Consider the following 17,265-nt stretch of genomic DNA (forward strand, 5'->3'; position numbering starts at 1 on the left):
GCGTGAGCGCCCCTCGCGCGCCCCTCGGATGCCGTCGCCGCCGGGGTGCGGTCGGCGTGCGGTCGACGGATCAGGACACGCTGCCGATCACCGGGTCGCGACGCGCCGAGCCGGGGTCGGGCGGGCGCCAGGACCTGAGTCGCCGACAGCACGGCCCCGCCGGGATGTCCGATCGGTGACTCCTCCGCAGCCCGCCGACGCGCCACGGCCGTCCCCAGCGGGCCGCCGACCCTCGGCAGCGAGGACGCCCGCCGCGCGACAGTGTCGGCATGCACGTCAGCACCCTCACCGACATCGTCGGCGACGCCGGGGGCTTCGCCACCCGTCAGCAGCTCCGCCGGGCCGGCGCGACGGATCGCGACCTCACCAGGGCCGTGCGGTCGGGCGACCTTCACCGTCCGCGCCTCGGCTGGTACAGCAACCTGCCCCTCGACGACGACCGCGTCACGGCGGTCCGGGTCGGCGGGCGCCTCACGGGCGCCTCCGCCCTGTTCCACCTCGGCGGATGGATGTGGGATCGTCCCGAAACGGTCTGCGTCTCCGTCCCGCCCCACGCAGCGCGGCTCCGCCGGTGTCGACGATCACGGGTCGTGTGGGATCCGGTCGCCGTCCGGGAACGGGGCGGCGTGGCCGTCGTCTCGATCGCGGACGCCCTCGTCCGAGCCGTCCTCGAGGAGGACTTCGAGATCGGGGTCGCGCTCTGCGACTGGGCCCTCCACCAGGGGCGCGTCTCGGATGCCGAGTTCTCCGGGGTCCTCGACCGTCTGCCCGCCGACGCCCGCGGCATCGCCGACTGGGTCGACGCCGACAGCGAGAGCATCCTCGAGAGCGTCGTGCGCACGCGGCTGCGGCGGGCGGGCTTCCACGTCACCTCGCAGGTGCCCGTCGGCTTCGGCCGCCACACCGACCTGGTCGTGAACGGTGTGCTCGGAGTCGAGACGGACGGGCGCAAGTGGCACGCCGACCGGTTCGACGCCGACGTCAGCAAGGACATGGCGACCTTCATCCGCCGGCGGATCCCCGTGCACCTGAGCTACGAGCTGATCGCGGAGCACTGGGACACCGTCCTGGCCGCGATCGAGGCGGCAGTCCTGATGCACCGTGACGGGACGGCTGCCGGGCCCGTGCCGCCGACACATACGCGCGTCCGCGACGGCCTGTCGACCGGACGGACCCCCGGTCCGGGCCGATGGCGGGACGAGGCGACCGGACGACGGTCGACGCACGGACGCTCGCGACCTGGCCGACGGTGGCGTCTGCCACGTCGTCGGCCCGACGAGGCACATCACAGCTGGGCCCGCCGCAGGGAGCTCGCCGAGCGGCGCCGACCTCTGGTCCGTGCCGCACGCGGGTCAGCCCTTTCCCCCGCCTCCGGTCATACTGGTCATGACCACCGCACCGGCGCGAAGGACTCACGATGACCGTCAGCAGCACGTCCACGGCCGCTCAGGCCCTGACCGGACCAGGCGGCCGGACGCCTGCCTCGGCTGCTCTCCGAGGATCGCGCGTCATCGCCGTGCTCCGAGCGCCCACAGCCGGCGAGCTCGAGCCCGTGGTCGAGGCCCTCGTCCGCGGAGGCATCCAGAGCATCGAGCTGACGCTCACGACGCCCGGCGTCCTGGCCGTTCTGCCCGAGCTCGCCCGTCGCTTCGCCGACGCCGCCGAGATCGGCCTGGGGACCGTCACCACGGTCGAGCAGGGCCTGTCCGCCGTCGACCACGGCGCCGCCTACGTCGTCACGCCGATCACGTCGTCGGCCATCGCCGCCGCGGTCACGAGTCGTGGCGTGCCCTTCTACCCCGGCGGCCTCACGCCGACCGAGCTCTGGTCGAGCTGGGCGGCGGGCGCCACCGCGGTCAAGCTCTTCCCCGCCTCGACGGTGGGGCCCGGCTACCTGGGGCAGCTGCGCGGCCCCTTCCCCGACCTGGAGGTCGTGCCGTCAGGCGGCATCGAGCTCGACGACGTCCCGGCATGGATCCGCGCGGGCTCGCTCGCCGTGAGCCTCGGCGGTCCGCTCCTGCGTGACGCCTTCGCCGGAGGCGCTGCGAGCGCCCTCGAGGAGCGCGCACGCCGCGTCGTCGGGCTGGCCCTCGAGGCCGGGGAGGCGCGGTGACGGACGCGACCGCCGCCTCCTCGAGCTCGACCAGGCGGCCACGGGTCGTCACGCTCGGCGAGACCATGGGGCTGCTGTCGAACACGCAGCCGGGGCCGCTCGCCCACGCGAGCACGATGCAGCTCGGCATCGGCGGCTCGGAGTCCAACGTCGCGATCGGCCTGAGCAGGCTCGGCGTGGACGTGATCTGGTTCGGCCGAGTGGGCGACGACTCCGTCGGCCGTCTCGTCGCTCGGGAGATCCGCGCCGAGGGCGTCGACGCCCGGGTCACGATCGACGACGGCGCGGCGACCGGCCTGATGATCAAGGAACGTCGGACCTCGACCTCGCAGAGCGTCACCTACTACCGGGCCGGGAGCGCCGGATCGCGTCTGTCGGCCGACGATCTCGACGAGGCGGCCATCGCCTCGGCGGACGTGCTGCACGTGACCGGCATCACGCCGGCTCTCTCCGACTCGGCGGCGCAGGCGGTCCGTCGAGCCGCCGACGTCGCCCGTGAGGCGGGTGTCCTGGTGTCGTTCGACGTCAACTACCGGCGCGCCCTGTGGTCGACGGACGACGCCGCGACGTTCTGCCGGGAGTTCGCAGCCGGCTGCGACGTGCTGTTCGCCGGAGAGGACGAGGCCGCGATGCTGCTCGGACCAGCCGCCTCGGCGTCGTTGTCGACCGACGCCGCCGCCGGTTCCCCCTCCGATGCCGCTGCCGATGCCGCTGCCGCCCGCGCCGTGCTCGCGCGCGGCCTCGCCGAGCTCGGTCCGCGGCAGGCCGTCGTCAAGTGCGGTGCGGACGGTGCCGTGGCGATGATCGACGGCCAGTTGGTCACTCAGGAGGCCGTGTCGATCGTCGCCCACGACACGGTCGGGGCCGGAGACGCGTTCGTCGCGGGCTACCTCGCCGAGCTCGCGGCCGAGAACGACGCACCGACGCGCCTGCAGACCGCCGCGACGGTCGGGGCGTTCGCCTGCTTGGCGGCCGGCGACTGGGAGGGCCTGCCCCGACGGTCCGAGCTGGGGCTGCTGCACGCCCGCGAGGCAGTCACGCGCTGACGAGCGCTGTCACGCTCGCAGCCTCGAGGCGCGCCGTCGTCGTCGCACCGTCTCTCGAGCGCCCGCCGGTCGCCGTCCGTCTTGTCGAGGGTCGTGGTCTCGGGCACGATGGATCCATGCCCCACGTCACTGCGATCTGCCGCGTCCACGCCTTGCTCGAGGACTCCGGCAGCGTCGGCGTGACCGCGATCGACAAGCGACCGGTCGAGGGTCCGGTGCCCGTCCGCAAGCTCGGCCTGAGGGGTGACGTCCAGGCCAGTCGTGCCCACCACGGCGGCGAGGACAAGGCCGTGTACGCCTTCGCGGACGAGGACGCCGACCACTTCGCCGACCTCCTCGGCCGGGAGGTGCTCCCCGGCTCGTTCGGCGAGAACCTCCGCACGTCGGGCCTCGACGTCACCGGCGCCGTCATCGGCGAGCGGTGGGCCGTCGGCGAGCGTCTCGTCCTCGAGGTGACCATGCCGCGGACTCCGTGTGCCACGTTCGCACGTCGACTCGGCGAACGGGGCTGGGTGCGTCGGTTCCAGGAGGAGGGCAGGCCCGGTGCTTACCTCAAGGTGGTCGTCGGCGGCGAGATCTCGGCGGGCGACGACCTCCGCGTCGTCTCGCAGCCCGAGCACGGCGTCACCATCGGCGAGTGCTTCGCCGGGCTCGCTCCTGAGCGCGCCGCGCTGCTGTTGAGCGATCAGGAGTCGCCGTCGCTCGCGCCCGTGATGCGCGACGTCGCCGAGCTCGCCGCGTCCCGCGCCTGAGTCCTCGACAGCGTCCGGTCTCCTCGAGGCCCGCGACGCCCGCGGTGACGCCGAGGTTGCGCGCACTGCACGATATTTGACGAGAACGACTACTCGTGCGAGAGTACCTCTGTGTCCTCCATCCGCCTCTTCGTGCTCGACTCGTTCGCGCGCCACGGAGAGATGCACGGGCACCAGCTCAAGCTCCAGGCCGAGCAGGAACACGTCCACCAGTGGACCGACATCTCGGTCGGCGGGCTCTACGGCGCCCTCAAGCGCCTCGCCGCCGAGGGCCTGCTCGCCCCCGTCCGCACCGAGCGCGAGGGCAACTTCCCCGAGCGACAGGTCTGGGCGATCACCGACGACGGCCGCGCGGCCCTCGCCGACTCCCGCCGGCACGCGCTCGAGACCGTCGTGCTGCGGCCCGACCCCTTCGACCTCGCGCTGACCCGCGTCGACCCCGACGCCATCGACGACCTGGTCGGCACGGTCCACGAACGTCGCGGGGCAGTCCGTCGCCTCCTCGACGACGAGATCGAGCACCACCGTCGCGCCAGCCCCTATCTCTCCGTCGCCGAGAAGCACGCGATGGCGCACCGAGAGCACCGGCTCCGTGCCGAGCTCGCCTGGCACGACACGCTCGTCGACGCGCTCCCCGAGATCGTCGCCGACGAGGAGGCGGGGGCCAGGCACGCACTGACCCCCGGCTCCCCCGGTCGGTAGCGACCGCCTCCTCGACTCCCGTCTCCCTCTTCCGGCTACGCGCCGGGCACCCGACCCTGCCCCCTGAAAGGCACCTCCATGACCGACGCCACCGCCCGGGCAGCCGCCCCGGCGCCCGCCATCCCCCGCCAGTCGTGGCTCGCCCTGTCGGCGCTGCTGCTCGGCATGTTCATCGCCCTGCTGGACACGACGATCGTCAACGTCGCGCTGCCGACGATCAGGACGAACCTCGACGCCTCCGAGTCGACCCTCTCGTGGATCATCTCGGGCTACGCGCTGGCCTTCGGCCTGACGCTCATCCCGGCCGGCCGCATCGGCGACCGCATCGGGCACAAGTGGGTCTACTTCTCGGGCGTGCTGCTCTTCACCCTCGCGAGCCTCGCCTGCGGCGTGGCCACGAGCGACCACCAGCTCGTCGTGTTCCGCGTCGTGCAGGGGCTCGCGGGCGGCATCTTCGTGCCGGCCGTGACGGCGTTCATCCAGCTGCTGTTCCCGGGGCGGTCGCGCGGCAAGGCCTTCGCCATCATGGGAGCCGTCATCGGCGTCTCGTCGGCCCTCGGGCCGATCATCGGTGGGCTGCTCATCCAGGCGTTCGGCGACGAGCACGGCTGGCGTCTCGTGTTCTTCGTGAACCTGCCCTTCGGCATCATCACGCTGATCGCGGCCGCCGTGCTGCTCCCCCGTCGTGACGAGTCCGTGCCTCGCCCCGACCGCGGGCTCGACTGGTTCGGCCTTCTGCTCGTGTCGGCGGCGTTCGTCGCGCTCCTCGTCCCGCTGATCCAGGGGCAGGACGAGGGCTGGCCCCTCTGGACCTACCTGAGCATCGCCGGCGGCCTCGTGCTGCTCGCGCTGTTCGGCCTGTGGGAGGTGGCCTACACCCGCCGAGGACGCACGCCGCTGGTGCCCCCCAAGCTGTTCTCCCACCCGCAGTTCACGGGCGGCGTCGTCCTGGCCCTCGTGTACTTCGCGGCCTTCACCAGCATCTTCTTCACGATCTCGCTGCTCTGGCAGTCGGGCCTCGGGAACAGCGCCCTGGCCTCCGGCGCCGTCGCCATCCCGTTCGCGGTCGGCAGCATCATCTCGTCGTCGCAGAGCAACCAGCTCGCCCAGAAGCTCGGCCGCAACGTGCTCGTGCTCGGGACGGCTCTCGTCACGATCGGGCTCGGGGCGATGTGGATCATCCTCCTCGTCGTCGAGCCGGCCGACCTCACCAACTGGATCCTGCTGGTCCCGCTGCTGGTCGCCGGCCTCGGGAACGGCTTCTTCATCGCCCCGAACGTCCAGTTCATCGTGGCCACGGTCGACCCGCAGGACGCCGGCTCGGCCAGCGCCGTGATCTCCGCCATCCAGCGCATCGGCTCGGCGGTGGGCATCGCCATCATCGGCAGCGTGCTCTTCGGGTCGCTGCCCGGCGGCCGCGAGCTGGCGACGGCGGCGGGTCGCGCCGCGGGCTTCACCGACGCCTCCGCCGCGGCCATGGGGGTCAGCGCGGCCTTCGCGCTCGTCGCCTTCGCGCTGGTGTTCGCCCTGCCTCGACGGGTCGGCCACGGCCGCCCCTCGGGAGCCGGATCCGGGGCCGGAGGAGACGCCGCATCCGCAGCAGACGCGGGTCCGGGAGCGGGCAGCCACGGCGGCTCGGGCAAGCACGCCGGGGCGCCCTCGGCCTGACGCACCGCGCGCGCGCCTCGCCTCGGCACGCGGGCCACGCAGGGCGTCGACGACTCAGGAGTCGTCGACGCCCTGTCGTCGTCCCGGCAGGCTCCCTGCTCGCTCTCGCCACCTCCTCCTGAATCGTCGACGCGCTCGACGCGCTCGACGCGCTCGACGCGCTCGACGGGCTCGACGGGCTCGACACGCTCCACACGCTCGACGTGCCTGCCCCGTCCACGCGCCTGACGCACCTGTCCGCCCAGCGCACCCCGCCGCCTCGGGGTGACCGCACCCGGGCAGATCGGAGGTCCGCCAGGCAGACTGGCCCGATGCCCCTCGCCTCTCCGACGACATCGACGCGCCGCGACCGCGTCCTGCCGCTCGACGGCCTGCGCACGGTCGCCATCGCCTTCGTGGTGCTCTACCACCTGCACGTGCCCGGCTTCGGCAGCGGATTCGTGGGCGTCAACGTCTTCTTCGTGCTCTCCGGCTACCTCATCACGACGCTGCTGCTCGGCGAGCACGCCCGCACGGGCCGCATCCGCCTGGGCCGCTTCTGGGTGAGGCGGATCCTGCGCCTGTACCCGACCCTGCTCGCCGTGGTGGTGGTCGGCGTCGCCCTGTGGTGGCTGATCGGCGACTACCAGGGCTCGACCATGAGCGCCCTCGGCGCGGCCGCGGTCGCGCTCACCTACACGGGCAACGTCGCCCGCTCGTTCTTCGGTGAATCGCAGGGCGTGTTCTCGCCCATGTGGAGCCTCTCGATGGAGGAGCAGTTCTACATCGTCTGGCCGCCCCTCCTCATGCTCCTCATCGCGGTCGTCGCCACCCGCCGGGTCATGGTGTCCGTGCTCGGCGCGCTCGTCGTGGCCTCCGTGGTGGCGTCGGGCTTCCTCTTCGAGGCGCCCGGGGGCGGGTCGACGCCCGACATCTACTTCAGCCCGGTGCTGAACGTGGCCCCGCTGTTGCTCGGCTGCGGACTGGCGCTCGTGATGGGCTCCGAGAAGGGGCAGGCGCTGTTCCGAGGCCGCCTCGGCAGCGTCGCCACCTGGGTCGGCCTCGCCGGCGTCGTCGGCTCCCTGGCGGCGATCGGCAGCGGCTGGCAGCAGAACGTGACGACCTTCACCGTGATGTTGCCCGGCGTCGCGATCGCGTCGGCACTGCTGATCGGCGGCCTCGTCTCCCGACCGTCGCTCCCCGCCCGGGTGCTCTCGCTCAGCCCCGTGGCCTGGTTCGGCCGGGCGCTCTCGTACCCGATCTACCTGTGGCACGTCGTCTTCATCGCCCTCATCACCCCCGTCGTCCCCGGGGCGCTCGGCATCGTGGCCGTGATCGCCGCGTCCGTCGTGACGGCGTACCTCTCGCACCGCTTCGTCGAGGGGCCAGCCCTCCGTCTCAAGGACCGCCTCGGCACGTCCGCCAAGGAGGCGCGGAGCACGACAGCAGCAGAGCGCGAGCTCACGAACGCCTGACGGTCGGCAGTGCTCGACGCGGCACGGCTGGCACGGCCGGGCCTGCACGGCACAGCCGGCACGGCTGACACGGCACTGCTGGCCACCTCATCGCGCGGCTCCGCGGGCGATCGCGACTCACGGTCGCCGACTCGTCCCGTTGCTCGGACACGGGCGACGCGGATGCGCGGACGTACGTGCCCGCGGCAGGCTCAGGCTGGGCATCTGCCGCGCATGGCATCCTGGGCCCATGCCGACGACGACTGAGCAGGTGCAGGCGATCTGCGCCGAGCAGCCCTCTGCCGAGCTGACGTTCCCGTTCGGGCTCGAGATCGCCGTGTACAAGGTGCGCGGCAAGATCTTCGCCCTCGTGCCCGTCGACGCCGAGAGGCCGTCCGTCTCGCTCAAGGCGGTTCCGGAGCACGCCGAGCAGCTGCGCGCCGAGCACCCCGAGATCACCCCGGGGTGGCACCTCAACAAGCGGCACTGGATCACGCTCGACCTGTCGGGCGACCTTCCCGCGACCATGGTCGAGGACCTCGTGGGCAACTCGTACGACCGCGTGGTCGCGGGCATGCCGAAGGCACGGCGCCCGCTCGTGTAGGCGGCCGCCCCGCGGCGCAGCGGTGCCGTCGTCCGTCACGTCGTCACGTCGTCACGTCGTCACGTCGTCGCGTCGTCGCCGTCGAGGACTCAGGCGGACGACGACGACCTGCGCCGCCCAGCCGGGCCCCGAGTCCAGCGTCGACGCCGGCACCTGAATCCCCGACGCGGAGACGGCGAGGCGCACGAGCAGCGCCAACGACAGCAGCGAGCTAGCGCCGCCGCGGCCGTGCGACGGCGGGCACGCCGACCGCGACCGACCCGGGCGGCACGTCGTGCGTGACGACCGCGCCCGCGCCGACGACGCTGTCCGCACCGACCACGACCCCGCCGAGCACCGCCGCGCCCGCGCCGATCGTGACGCCGCGCTCGAGCGTCGGGTGCCGACGCCCGGCGACGCCGCGGCCGCCCTTGCCCCCGAGGGTCACCCCGTGGAACAGCGTGCAGTCGTCGCCGACGACCGCCGTCTCGCCGACGACCGTCCCCATCCCGTGGTCGATGAAGAGCCGTCGCCCGAGCACGGCCCCCGGGTGGATCTCCACTCCGGTCGCCGTCCGCGCGACCTGCGACAGCACCCGGGCGACGAACCGCGAGCCGAGGAGGCGCGGCACGCCTCCCGCACGCCACAGCCGGCTGGTCAGGCGGTGCGCCCAGACCGCGTGCAGCCCCGAGTAGACGAGTGCCGTCTCGAGCCGTCCGCGGGCCGCGGGATCGCGTCGCCGGACGGTGGCGAGGTCCTCGCGGAGCCGCGCGACCAGCCGCACGCTAGGCGTCCGCGAGGTCCTGGAACAGCACCGTCGAGAGGTAGCGCTCACCCGTGTCGCAGACGATCGCGACGATGCGCTTGCCGGCGTTCTCGGGGCGGGCGGCGATCTCGAGGGCGGCGTGCACGATCGCGCCCGACGAGATGCCGGAGAGGATGCCCTCCTTCGTGCCGAGGTCCCGAGCGACGCGCAGGGCGTCGTCGAGCTGAACGGGGAAGACCTCGTCGATCTGCGACCGGTCGAGCACCTCCGGCACGAAGTTCGCGCCGATGCCCTGGATCTTGTGCGGTCCGGCCTTGCCCTCGCTGAGCAGCGGCGAGTCGGCGGGCTCGACGGCGACGACCTTCACGCCCGGCACCTCCTCGTGGAGCACCTGGCCGACGCCCGTGATCGTGCCGCCGGTCCCGACGCCCGCGACGAAGAAGTCGATCGCGCCGTCGGTGTCGCGGATGATCTCGCGCGCCGTCGTGCGGCGGTGGATCTCGGCGTTCGCCAGCGTCTCGAACTGCTGGGCCCAGACGGCGCCCTCGGTCTCGTCGACGATCTGCTTCGCGCGCTCGACGGCGCCGCGCATGCCCTCGCCGCCCGGGGTCAGGACGACCTCGGCGCCGTACGCCTTGATCAGGGTGCGGCGTTCGACGCTCATCGTCTCGGGCATCGTGATCACGACGCGGTAGCCGCGGGCGGCGCCCACGAGGGCGAGGGCGATGCCGGTGTTGCCGCTCGACCCCTCGACGATCGTGCCGCCGGGCTGCAGCTGGCCCGACGCCTCGGCCGCGTCGACGATGGCGACGCCGAGACGGTCCTTGACGCTGGCGCCCGGGTTGTAGAACTCGAGCTTCACGACGACCTCGGCGCCGCCGGGCACCGCCAGGCGGTTGAGGCGCACGAGGGGCGTGTCGCCGAAGGCGGAGGTGATGTCGTCGTGGATGCCGGTCATGCGCGTCTCTTCCGTGAGGTGGGTCGGTACGTACGAACAGACCTCAGTGTAGGCAGCGGGCCTGCGCCGCCGCCCCAGATGACGCCCGGCGGCGGACCGTCGACGCGTCGGCTCGGGCGGACCGTCGACGCGTCGGCTCGAGCGGACCGTCAGTGCGTCGACGACTCAGGAGACGGAGGAGGCGCCGCCCGGCCCGCCGAGGACGCTGCGGACCTGACGACGCCCGCACCTGAGTCCTCGACACGAGTGCGCGACGCGACAGCGCAGCCGCGCGACGCACAACGCGAGCGCGCAGCCGCACGGTGCGACGGCGCGACAGCGCGACGCCCCGCCGCACACGAGGTGCGACGGGGCGCCGAGCCCGAGTGACGGGCGAGAAGCGGGCCTACGCGCCGGTGACCTTGCCCGGGTTGAAGACGCGCCCCGGGTCCGCCGAGTCGAACAGCCCCTGCATGACGGCGACGCCCTCGGGCGAGACGTCCTGGGCCAGCCAGGGCTGGTGCTCCAGGCCGACCCCGTGGTGGTGCGACACGGTCGCGCCGGTGTCGATGAACGCCTGCTGGATGGCGTGCTTCACGACGTCGTACTCCGCCTCGGCCTGCTCGCCGTGCTCGAAGGCGAACGTGAAGTAGAGGCAGGCGCCCGAGTGGTACGAGTGCGACAGGTGCCCCATGATCCAGCCCTGGACGCCGATCTGGTCGAAGGCCTGGTTGGCGGCGGCGTAGACGCGCGACGACACGGCGCGCAGCTTCGACCAGGGCGCGGCGGTCTCGGAGACGTCGGCCGCGCCTCCGTGATCCATGAAGAAGTCGCGCAGGTAGGGCGTGTCGAACTTCTTCTGGTCGTAGAGCTTGCCCGGGCCCTTGCCGACGCCCATGCCCTTGTTCGCCTTGACGATCTTGGCGACGGCCTTCTGGGTCTGGGCGACGTGCTCGGGGCTGCCCTCGTAGCCGATGAACGACAGGCACATCGCGTCGACGTCCCACCCCTTGGCCTTGAGCACCTTGGGCAGCGCGTCGTTGACGACCTTCGAGATGCCCGTGCTGGCCTTCGAGGTCGCGAACGAGAACGCCGTCTCGTGGGCGTCCGAGACGCGGGTCACCGACGGGCGCGCGTCGCTCTCGGCGATGGCCTGCATGGCGGCCAGGCCGTCGTGCCACGACGGGAACAGGTAGGCGAGGATCTCGCGCTTCTCGGGCAGGCGGTGCACCTGGGCGGTGACCTCGGTGATGACGCCGAGGCGCCCCTCCGAGCCGATGATCATCTCGCGCAGCGAGGGCCCGGTGGAGGCGCTCGGCACGGCGCGGATCGCGAGGACTCCCCCGGGGCGCACGACGCGCAGCCCCTTGGTGATGTCCGCGATGTCGCCGTACTTGTCGCTCTGCATGCCGGAGGAGCGGGTCGCGACCCAGCCCCCCATGGTCGAGTGCGTGAAGCTGTCCGGGAAGTGGCCGAGGGTCCAGCCGCGCGCGTTCAGCTGCTCCTCGAGGTCGGGGCCCTGGCCGCCGGCCTGGATGCGGGCGAGGCCGCCGTCCTCGTCGATGTCGAGCACCTTCGAGAGGCGGCCCATGTCGAGCGAGACCACGGTGCGCTCCTCGGTCGGCATCGGCTCGAGGCTGCCGACGATGTTGCTGCCGCCGCCGAAGGGGATCAGCACGACGTCGCTCGCGACGGCGAGGTCGACGATCTGCTGCACCTCGGCCTCGTCGGCGGGGTAGACCACCAGGTCGGGCACGCGCTCGAGGATGCCCGCGCGGATGCGGATCAGGTCGCGGATGCTCTTGCCGTAGGTGTGCACGACGCGGTCGTGGTCGCCCTGGTCGACGTGCCCGGGCCCGACGATCTGCACGAGCGAGTCGAGCACCTCGGCCGAGGCGCGCGAGGCGGGGACGGTCAGCTGGGCGAAGTCGAGGCCCGTGTCGTGCTGGCCCTGGGTCAGCTCGACGCCGACGATCTTCTTCACGAACGGGGCGAACCCGGGCTTGTCCTCGTGGTGGAACGCGACGCCCTCGACGCCCCAGCCCCACCACTTCATGTGGGCGACGCCGTGGTCGGCGGCCGTGGTCTGGGGCTTGTTCTGGACGTCGGTCACGGTCGTGCTCCTTCAGAGGGGTGTTCGGGGCCCAGGATGCGGGCGGTGTTCGCGTCCTTGAGACGCAGGACCTCGGCGCGGAGCCGAGCGGAGAAGTCGAGGGGGGTCTCGCCGGGCTCGGGACGCATCGGGTCGCCGAACGCGACGCCGACGGGCAGCCGGCCGGGCCGCGGCCAGCTCGAGCCGCGCGGGTGCGCGATGTGCGCCCCGATCAGCGCGAGCGGGATGATCGGCACGTCGCAGGCGGCGGCGAGCGCCGCGGCACCGGGCTTGAAGGAGGCGACGGTGCCGTCCTTGGACCGCGTGCCCTCCGGGAACACCAGCACCGGGTAGCCGCGCTCGAGCAGCGAGCGGGCGCTGACGGTCGGCTGGCCGGCGCGGCGGCGGGCGGCGACCTTGGCGGCGGCCTTGCGGCGCGCCGCGGACGGGATCGCCGTCGCGCCCGTCGAGGGGTGCGCGGCCGCGGCGGCGGCTGCGGCTGCCACGGCCCCTGGCGCCTGGGGCGTCGGCGACCCGGGCGTGCCCGCCGGGGTCGCGGTCGACGACCCGCGCTGCACGGGGAACGCGTTGAAGAACAGCTCGGTCAGCTTGCGGCGCCACGGCACGTCGAAGAAGTAGTCCGCGGCGGCACCGGTGGCGAGGTAGCGGGCGAGTCGCCGTGGCAGGGCGCCGAGGATGAGCGGCGCGTCGAGGTGGCTCGAGTGGTTGGCGACCACGATGAAGCCGCCCTCGACGCCCTTGAGCCGGTCGCGGTCGATGACGGTGACGCTCGTGATCGACCAGATCGTGGGCTTGAGGACGACGCGCTGGGCGACGTAGCGGGCCATCGCGTGGCCGCGCGAGCTGAAGCGGTCCTTGACGTCGACGGCGGCGCGGGCCACGGCGTCGCGGCGCGGGCGAGCCGCACGAGCGTCGGCGGCGGCGGACGACGACGCAGCGGACGACGAGGAGACGGACTCCGCCTCGGCGGCCTGCTCGGTCTCGTCGGGTCGCTCGTCGCGCGCCACCGTCACCGCTCCACCGGAGCGTCCGTGCCGGCAGCACCGCCGGCGACGGCGTCCGCGGGCGCACGGCGGCTCGACGAGATCGCGCCGGACACGGCGCGCACGGCGCTGCCCGGGGCGTGCTTGACCAAGGCGATCAGCACCTTGTACCGAAGCGTGGGCATGGACACCACCTTGCCTCTCTCGACGTCGCGCAGGCACGCGGACACCAGTCGTTCGGCGCTGAGCCACATCGAGTTGGGTATGGACGACGCCCGGATCCCGGCGCGCTGATGGAACTCCGTGCGCACCCACCCCGGCTGCAGCACCGTGACGCCCACGCCGGTGCCCTTCAGCTCGACCGCGAGGCCCTCGCTGAACGAGTTGACCCACGCCTTGATCGACGAGTAGCTGCCCATCGCCATGAAGCCCGCGACGCTGCCGACGTTGACGATGTGGCCGGAGCCACGGAGGCGCATCGCGCGCCCCGCGGACGCCGACAGCACCAGCACGCTCCGCACCATCACCTCGAACGCCCGGTCGTGCACGGCCGTGTCCGTGCTCGTGAGCGGCTCGTGCACGCCGAAGCCGGCGTTGTTGACGAGCAGGTCGACGGGACGGTCCACCTCGGCGAGCCGGGCGGCCACCCGGTCGACGTCGGCACGGTCGCCGAGGTCGGCGGAGAGCACCTCGACGTCGCGTCCGAGGGCCCTCAGCTCGAGGGCGGTCAGGTCGAGTCGGGCGGGGTCGCGGGCGACCAGGACGAGGTCCCAGCCGCGGGCGGCGAGTTGACGGGCGAATTCGGCTCCGATGCCGGACGTGCCCCCGGTGACGAGCGCTGTTGCCATGCCGCTTACGATACGGTCTTGTCGGGAAACTGCGTGCATCGTGTCCCGTTCACCACCGCGATGAGGTCCCCCGGAGGAACACAGCCATGACGACCGATCGCGACCCCTACGACTCGAGCGCCTTCGACATCCGCGAGTTCACCCTGACCGCCCAGGGCACGCTCCGCGCCGAGCTCGACCTGGCACCCTTCGAGGCCGCGCCGCTCGGCCCGGACGAGCTCCGCCTCCTGCGCCACCTCGGCCGCCTCGAGAGCGCGACGATGGAGCACCTCCGCAACCTGCTCGTCACCGCCACGCACAAAGATGCTCGCGTCACCGCGTTCCTCGTGACCTGGGCGTTCGAGAAGTACTGGATCGCCGACGCGGTCGACGCCGTGCTCGAGGCGAACGGCGAGCCGCGCCTCAAGGACGTCGAGGAGGGGCCCCGCCGACACAGCCCCGCCGAGGCCGTCGAGCGGCGCGGCCCGATCACGCGCGCGATCGAGGCGATCGGACGCGGCGTGCCCATCGTGGCCGTGCACATGACCACCGGCCTCGTCGACGAGTGGGTGATGCGGCACGCGTACGACGTCCTCGTCGAGCGAGCCGACAGCCCCGCGCTGACGGCGATCGTCAAACGCCTCCGCACCGTCAAGGCGCGGCACGAGGAGTTCTTCGACGTCGAGGCCCGCTGGCGCCTCGAGGACTCGGCCCGTGCCGTGAAGCAGACCCGCGTCTCCTTGTCGACGGCCGTCTGGCCGCTGGGCGCCGTCGAGCGCTCGGACGCCGAGCGCACCTTCTTCGACGCCGCGGTGTGGGGCGGCGCCGCCGGCCACCTGCGGGCGGACGCCGTCGGCGACCGCGTCGCCTCCCTGCCCGGACTCGACGCCTCCGTGGGCGCCGCCGTGACCCGAAAGCTCACCGCATGACCGTCCCTGCCCCCTCCTCCGTCCCCGGCTCGACCGTGACCAGCCTCGGCTCGGCGCACGTGCTGCTGACCGGCGGCACCGGCTTCGTCGGCCAGGCCATCCTCGAGCGGCTGTTGTCGTCGCACCCCGACACGACGGTCACGCTGCTCATCCGCCCCAAGGCCGGCACGTCGGCCCTGGCCCGTCTGCGGCACCTCCTCAAGAAGCCCGTGTTCGCGTCGTGGCGCGAGCGCGTCGGGGCGGACGAGGTCGAGCGCGCGCTGACCGAGCGGCTGCGGGTCGTCGAGAGCTCCCTCGGCGCGCTGCCCGCCCTGCCGAGCGACCTCGACGTCGTCATCCACAGCGCGTCGACCGTGTCGTTCGACCCGCCGATCGACCAGGCGTTCGACACGAACGTGGGCGGCGCCGTCGGCCTCTACGAGGCGCTCGTCGCGGCGGGCGGCGACCCGCACGTCGTCCACGTCTCGACGGCCTACGTGGGGGGCATCCGCAAGGGCGTCTTCCCCGAGGCGGCGCTCCGCCACGACGTCGACTGGCGCGCCGAGCACGCGGCCGCCCGCGACGCCCGCGCCCGCGTCGAGGCGGCGTCGCGCCAGCCCGAGACGCTCCGCGGGTTCCTGGCCGAGGGCCGGGCGGGCCACGGCAAGACCGGCCCGCAGGCCGTCGCGGCGGCAGCCGAGGAGGCGCGGGTCGCCTGGGTGGCCGCCCGTCTCGTCGACTACGGGCGCACCCGCGCCGAGACCCTCGGCTGGACCGACGTCTACACGCTGACCAAGGCCTTCGCCGAGCGCGCCGCCGAGCAGATCTGGGCGGCCGAGGGCCACCGGCTGTCCGTCGTCCGGCCCGCGATCGTCGAGAGCGCCCTCCGCCACCCCTACCCGGGCTGGATCGACGGCTTCAAGGTCGCCGACCCGCTGATCATGTCGTACGCCCGCGGCCTGCTGCCCGAGTTCCCCGGGGTGCCCGACAGCGTGCTCGACATCGTGCCGGTCGACTACGTGGTGAACGTGATCCTGGCCGTGGCCGCGAACCCGGCCGGCGCCTCCTCGGCCCGCGACGACGACGCCGTCGGCGCCGCCGCCGGCGCTGCTGCCCCGGCCTCGGCGCCCGAGCCGCAGTACTTCCACGTCGCGTCGGGCAACAGCAACCCGTTCCCGATCCTGCGGATGTTCGACAACCTCAAGACGTTCTTCACGGCGAACCCGCTGCCGCGCGACGAGCACACGAACATCCCCGTGCCGACCTGGGACTTCCCCGGCGTCCGCAAGGTCGAGGGCGCGATCCGGACCGCTCAGCGCGCGAACGACTGGCGCGAGCGCGTGCTCGTTCGCCTGCCCTCGACGACCCGCACCCGCACGGCCCTCACGGGCGTGCAGACGCGGCGCGCCGACCTCGAGTCGCTGCAGAGCCTCACGGACCTGTACCGGCACTACGTGCAGTCCGAGATCATCTTCGACGACCGCCGCACGCGCGCCCTGCACGACGGCCTCCCCGAGGAGGCGCCGGCCGACATCGGCTTCGACGTGACGGACATCGACTGGGAGGACTACTTCCAGACCGTGCACTTCCCGTCGATCACGGCGATGACCCGGGCGTTCTCGGTGCGTCCCGCCGCGGCCGGGGCCGTGCTCGACGCCCGGGCCCTGCCGCGGCGCACCGACGTCGTCGCCGTCTTCGACCTCGAGGGCACCGTGCTCGACTCGAACATCGTCGAGCAGTACCTCTGGGTGCGCTCGAACGGCTTCCGCAAGGCGGCCTGGCCCGCCGAGGTCGCGTCGCTGCTGACCGGGCTGCCCGCCTACCTGCGCGCCGAGGGGCGCGACCGGGGCGAGTTCATCCGGGCGTTCCTCCGCCGCTACGCCGGCATGCCCGTCTCGCGCCTGAAGGGCGTCGTCCGCTCGGCCGGCTACGCCGAGACGGTCCGCCGGCACACCCTGCCCGAGGCGCTCGCGCGCATCGCCGAGCACCGCGCCGCCGGGCACCGCACCGTGCTCGTCACGGGCTCTATCGGCACCCTCGCGACCCCCATCGCGCACCTCTTCGACGAGGTCGTCGCGAGCACGATGCACGAGCGCGACGGCGTCCTCACCGGCTACCTCGCCCAGCCGCCGCTCGTCGACGAGGCCCGCGCCGCGTGGCTCGCGCAGTGGGCCCTCGAAGAGGGAATCGACCTCTCGGGGTCGTACGGGTACGGTGACAGCCACGCCGACCTGGCGTGGCTCGAGATGCTCGGCAACCCGTCTGCCGTCAACCCCGACGCCAATCTCGCACGCGAGGCGCTCCGAAGAAGATGGAGCATCCGAGATTGGTCGCGTGCCCGCGGTTCGTCCGCGTCCGGAACATCGACGGCCCCCGCCGTCGGCACCACCTCGAAAGGAGAAGGAGACAGGGTCTGACGACCCGCGCCTCCTCA

At 73.0% G+C, this 17,265-nt stretch carries 15 protein-coding genes; 10 read left to right on the forward strand and 5 right to left on the reverse strand.

Annotated features, from left to right (window positions below; translation table 11 throughout):
* Positions 1–269: 269 nt before the first annotated feature.
* The 8 genes from IFT77_RS05790 to IFT77_RS05825 all read left to right on the forward strand — a co-directional run bounded on the left by IFT77_RS05790 (position 270) and on the right by IFT77_RS05825 (position 8,318).
* On the forward strand, positions 270–1,421 hold the full coding sequence (locus IFT77_RS05790) for a type IV toxin-antitoxin system AbiEi family antitoxin domain-containing protein (RefSeq protein WP_192169408.1): 1,152 nt from the start codon (positions 270–272) through the stop codon (positions 1,419–1,421).
* Positions 1,418–2,113 carry a bifunctional 4-hydroxy-2-oxoglutarate aldolase/2-dehydro-3-deoxy-phosphogluconate aldolase gene (locus tag IFT77_RS05795; protein ID WP_192169409.1) on the forward strand — a complete coding sequence of 232 codons (696 nt, stop codon included), beginning with the start codon at positions 1,418–1,420 and terminating at the stop codon, positions 2,111–2,113. Before IFT77_RS05790 ends, IFT77_RS05795 begins: the two co-directional genes overlap by 4 nt.
* Positions 2,110–3,159: a sugar kinase gene (locus IFT77_RS05800; RefSeq protein ID WP_371740947.1), complete on the forward strand. Its 1,050-nt coding sequence runs from the start codon at positions 2,110–2,112 to the stop codon at positions 3,157–3,159. The genes IFT77_RS05795 and IFT77_RS05800 overlap by 4 nt, the downstream gene beginning before the upstream one ends.
* A gap of 116 nt (positions 3,160–3,275) precedes the next feature.
* Positions 3,276–3,911, forward strand: coding sequence for an MOSC domain-containing protein (locus IFT77_RS05805; protein ID WP_192042713.1), 636 nt, complete (start codon positions 3,276–3,278; stop codon positions 3,909–3,911).
* Positions 3,912–4,022: 111 nt separating this feature from the next.
* A complete protein-coding gene (locus IFT77_RS05810; protein WP_197980406.1) occupies positions 4,023–4,613 on the forward strand; it encodes a PadR family transcriptional regulator in 591 nt (196 codons plus the stop codon).
* A 78-nt stretch (positions 4,614–4,691) separates the two neighbouring features.
* Positions 4,692–6,281, forward strand: a complete 1,590-nt coding sequence (locus IFT77_RS05815; RefSeq protein ID WP_192169410.1) for an MFS transporter — start codon at positions 4,692–4,694, stop codon at positions 6,279–6,281.
* Between the two features lie 311 nt (positions 6,282–6,592).
* Positions 6,593–7,735 (forward strand): acyltransferase, encoded by a 1,143-nt coding sequence (locus IFT77_RS05820; RefSeq protein ID WP_192042711.1) that lies wholly within the window; start codon positions 6,593–6,595, stop codon positions 7,733–7,735.
* A gap of 229 nt (positions 7,736–7,964) precedes the next feature.
* On the forward strand, positions 7,965–8,318 hold the full coding sequence (locus tag IFT77_RS05825; RefSeq protein ID WP_192042710.1) for an MmcQ/YjbR family DNA-binding protein: 354 nt from the start codon (positions 7,965–7,967) through the stop codon (positions 8,316–8,318).
* A gap of 211 nt (positions 8,319–8,529) precedes the next feature.
* Here the strand turns inward: IFT77_RS05825 and epsC are convergent, their stop codons facing one another.
* The 5 genes from epsC to IFT77_RS05850 form a co-directional block, all read right to left on the reverse strand.
* Positions 8,530–9,081, reverse strand: coding sequence for a serine O-acetyltransferase EpsC (epsC, locus tag IFT77_RS16785; protein WP_192042709.1), 552 nt, complete (start codon positions 9,079–9,081; stop codon positions 8,530–8,532).
* A 1-nt stretch (position 9,082) separates the two neighbouring features.
* The gene (gene cysK, locus IFT77_RS05835) at positions 9,083–10,021 is read right to left on the reverse strand and encodes a cysteine synthase A (protein WP_192042708.1); all 939 of its coding nucleotides are present in this window, start codon (positions 10,019–10,021) and stop codon (positions 9,083–9,085) included.
* Between the two features lie 385 nt (positions 10,022–10,406).
* Positions 10,407–12,113 (reverse strand): FAD-binding oxidoreductase, encoded by a 1,707-nt coding sequence (locus IFT77_RS05840; RefSeq protein WP_371740948.1) that lies wholly within the window; start codon positions 12,111–12,113, stop codon positions 10,407–10,409.
* Complete coding sequence (locus IFT77_RS05845) at positions 12,110–13,126, reverse strand: lysophospholipid acyltransferase family protein (RefSeq protein ID WP_192169411.1); 1,017 nt, start codon at positions 13,124–13,126, stop codon at positions 12,110–12,112. The genes IFT77_RS05840 and IFT77_RS05845 overlap by 4 nt, the downstream gene beginning before the upstream one ends.
* On the reverse strand, positions 13,123–13,944 hold the full coding sequence (locus IFT77_RS05850; protein ID WP_192169412.1) for an SDR family oxidoreductase: 822 nt from the start codon (positions 13,942–13,944) through the stop codon (positions 13,123–13,125). The genes IFT77_RS05845 and IFT77_RS05850 overlap by 4 nt, the downstream gene beginning before the upstream one ends.
* 86 nt (positions 13,945–14,030) lie before the next feature.
* Here IFT77_RS05850 and IFT77_RS05855 point away from each other — a divergent pair, with 86 nt between their 5' ends.
* Both IFT77_RS05855 and IFT77_RS05860 read left to right on the forward strand, forming a co-directional pair.
* Positions 14,031–14,852 carry a hypothetical protein gene (locus IFT77_RS05855; protein WP_192169413.1) on the forward strand — a complete coding sequence of 274 codons (822 nt, stop codon included), beginning with the start codon at positions 14,031–14,033 and terminating at the stop codon, positions 14,850–14,852.
* A complete protein-coding gene (locus IFT77_RS05860; RefSeq protein ID WP_192169414.1) occupies positions 14,849–17,248 on the forward strand; it encodes an SDR family oxidoreductase in 2,400 nt (799 codons plus the stop codon). Before IFT77_RS05855 ends, IFT77_RS05860 begins: the two co-directional genes overlap by 4 nt.
* The last annotated feature ends 17 nt before the right edge of the window (positions 17,249–17,265 follow it).

This window comes from Frigoribacterium sp. CFBP 13729 (genome assembly GCF_014841875.1).
Classification (GTDB): domain Bacteria; phylum Actinomycetota; class Actinomycetes; order Actinomycetales; family Microbacteriaceae; genus Frigoribacterium.

What these genes read in the sequence shown, in the direction of transcription:
- IFT77_RS05820 (WP_192042711.1), top strand. Translation starts at nt 6,593, where the DNA reads ATGCCCCTCGCCTCTCCGACGACATCGACGCGCCGCGACCGCGTCCTG.
- IFT77_RS05825 (WP_192042710.1), top strand. Translation starts at nt 7,965, where the DNA reads ATGCCGACGACGACTGAGCAGGTGCAGGCGATCTGCGCCGAGCAGCCC.
- cysK (WP_192042708.1), bottom strand. Translation starts at nt 10,021, where the DNA reads ATGACCGGCATCCACGACGACATCACCTCCGCCTTCGGCGACACGCCC.
- IFT77_RS05805 (WP_192042713.1), top strand. Translation starts at nt 3,276, where the DNA reads ATGCCCCACGTCACTGCGATCTGCCGCGTCCACGCCTTGCTCGAGGAC.
- IFT77_RS05850 (WP_192169412.1), bottom strand. Translation starts at nt 13,944, where the DNA reads ATGGCAACAGCGCTCGTCACCGGGGGCACGTCCGGCATCGGAGCCGAA.
- IFT77_RS05790 (WP_192169408.1), top strand. Translation starts at nt 270, where the DNA reads ATGCACGTCAGCACCCTCACCGACATCGTCGGCGACGCCGGGGGCTTC.
- IFT77_RS05815 (WP_192169410.1), top strand. Translation starts at nt 4,692, where the DNA reads ATGACCGACGCCACCGCCCGGGCAGCCGCCCCGGCGCCCGCCATCCCC.
- IFT77_RS05855 (WP_192169413.1), top strand. Translation starts at nt 14,031, where the DNA reads ATGACGACCGATCGCGACCCCTACGACTCGAGCGCCTTCGACATCCGC.
- IFT77_RS05860 (WP_192169414.1), top strand. Translation starts at nt 14,849, where the DNA reads ATGACCGTCCCTGCCCCCTCCTCCGTCCCCGGCTCGACCGTGACCAGC.
- IFT77_RS05795 (WP_192169409.1), top strand. Translation starts at nt 1,418, where the DNA reads ATGACCGTCAGCAGCACGTCCACGGCCGCTCAGGCCCTGACCGGACCA.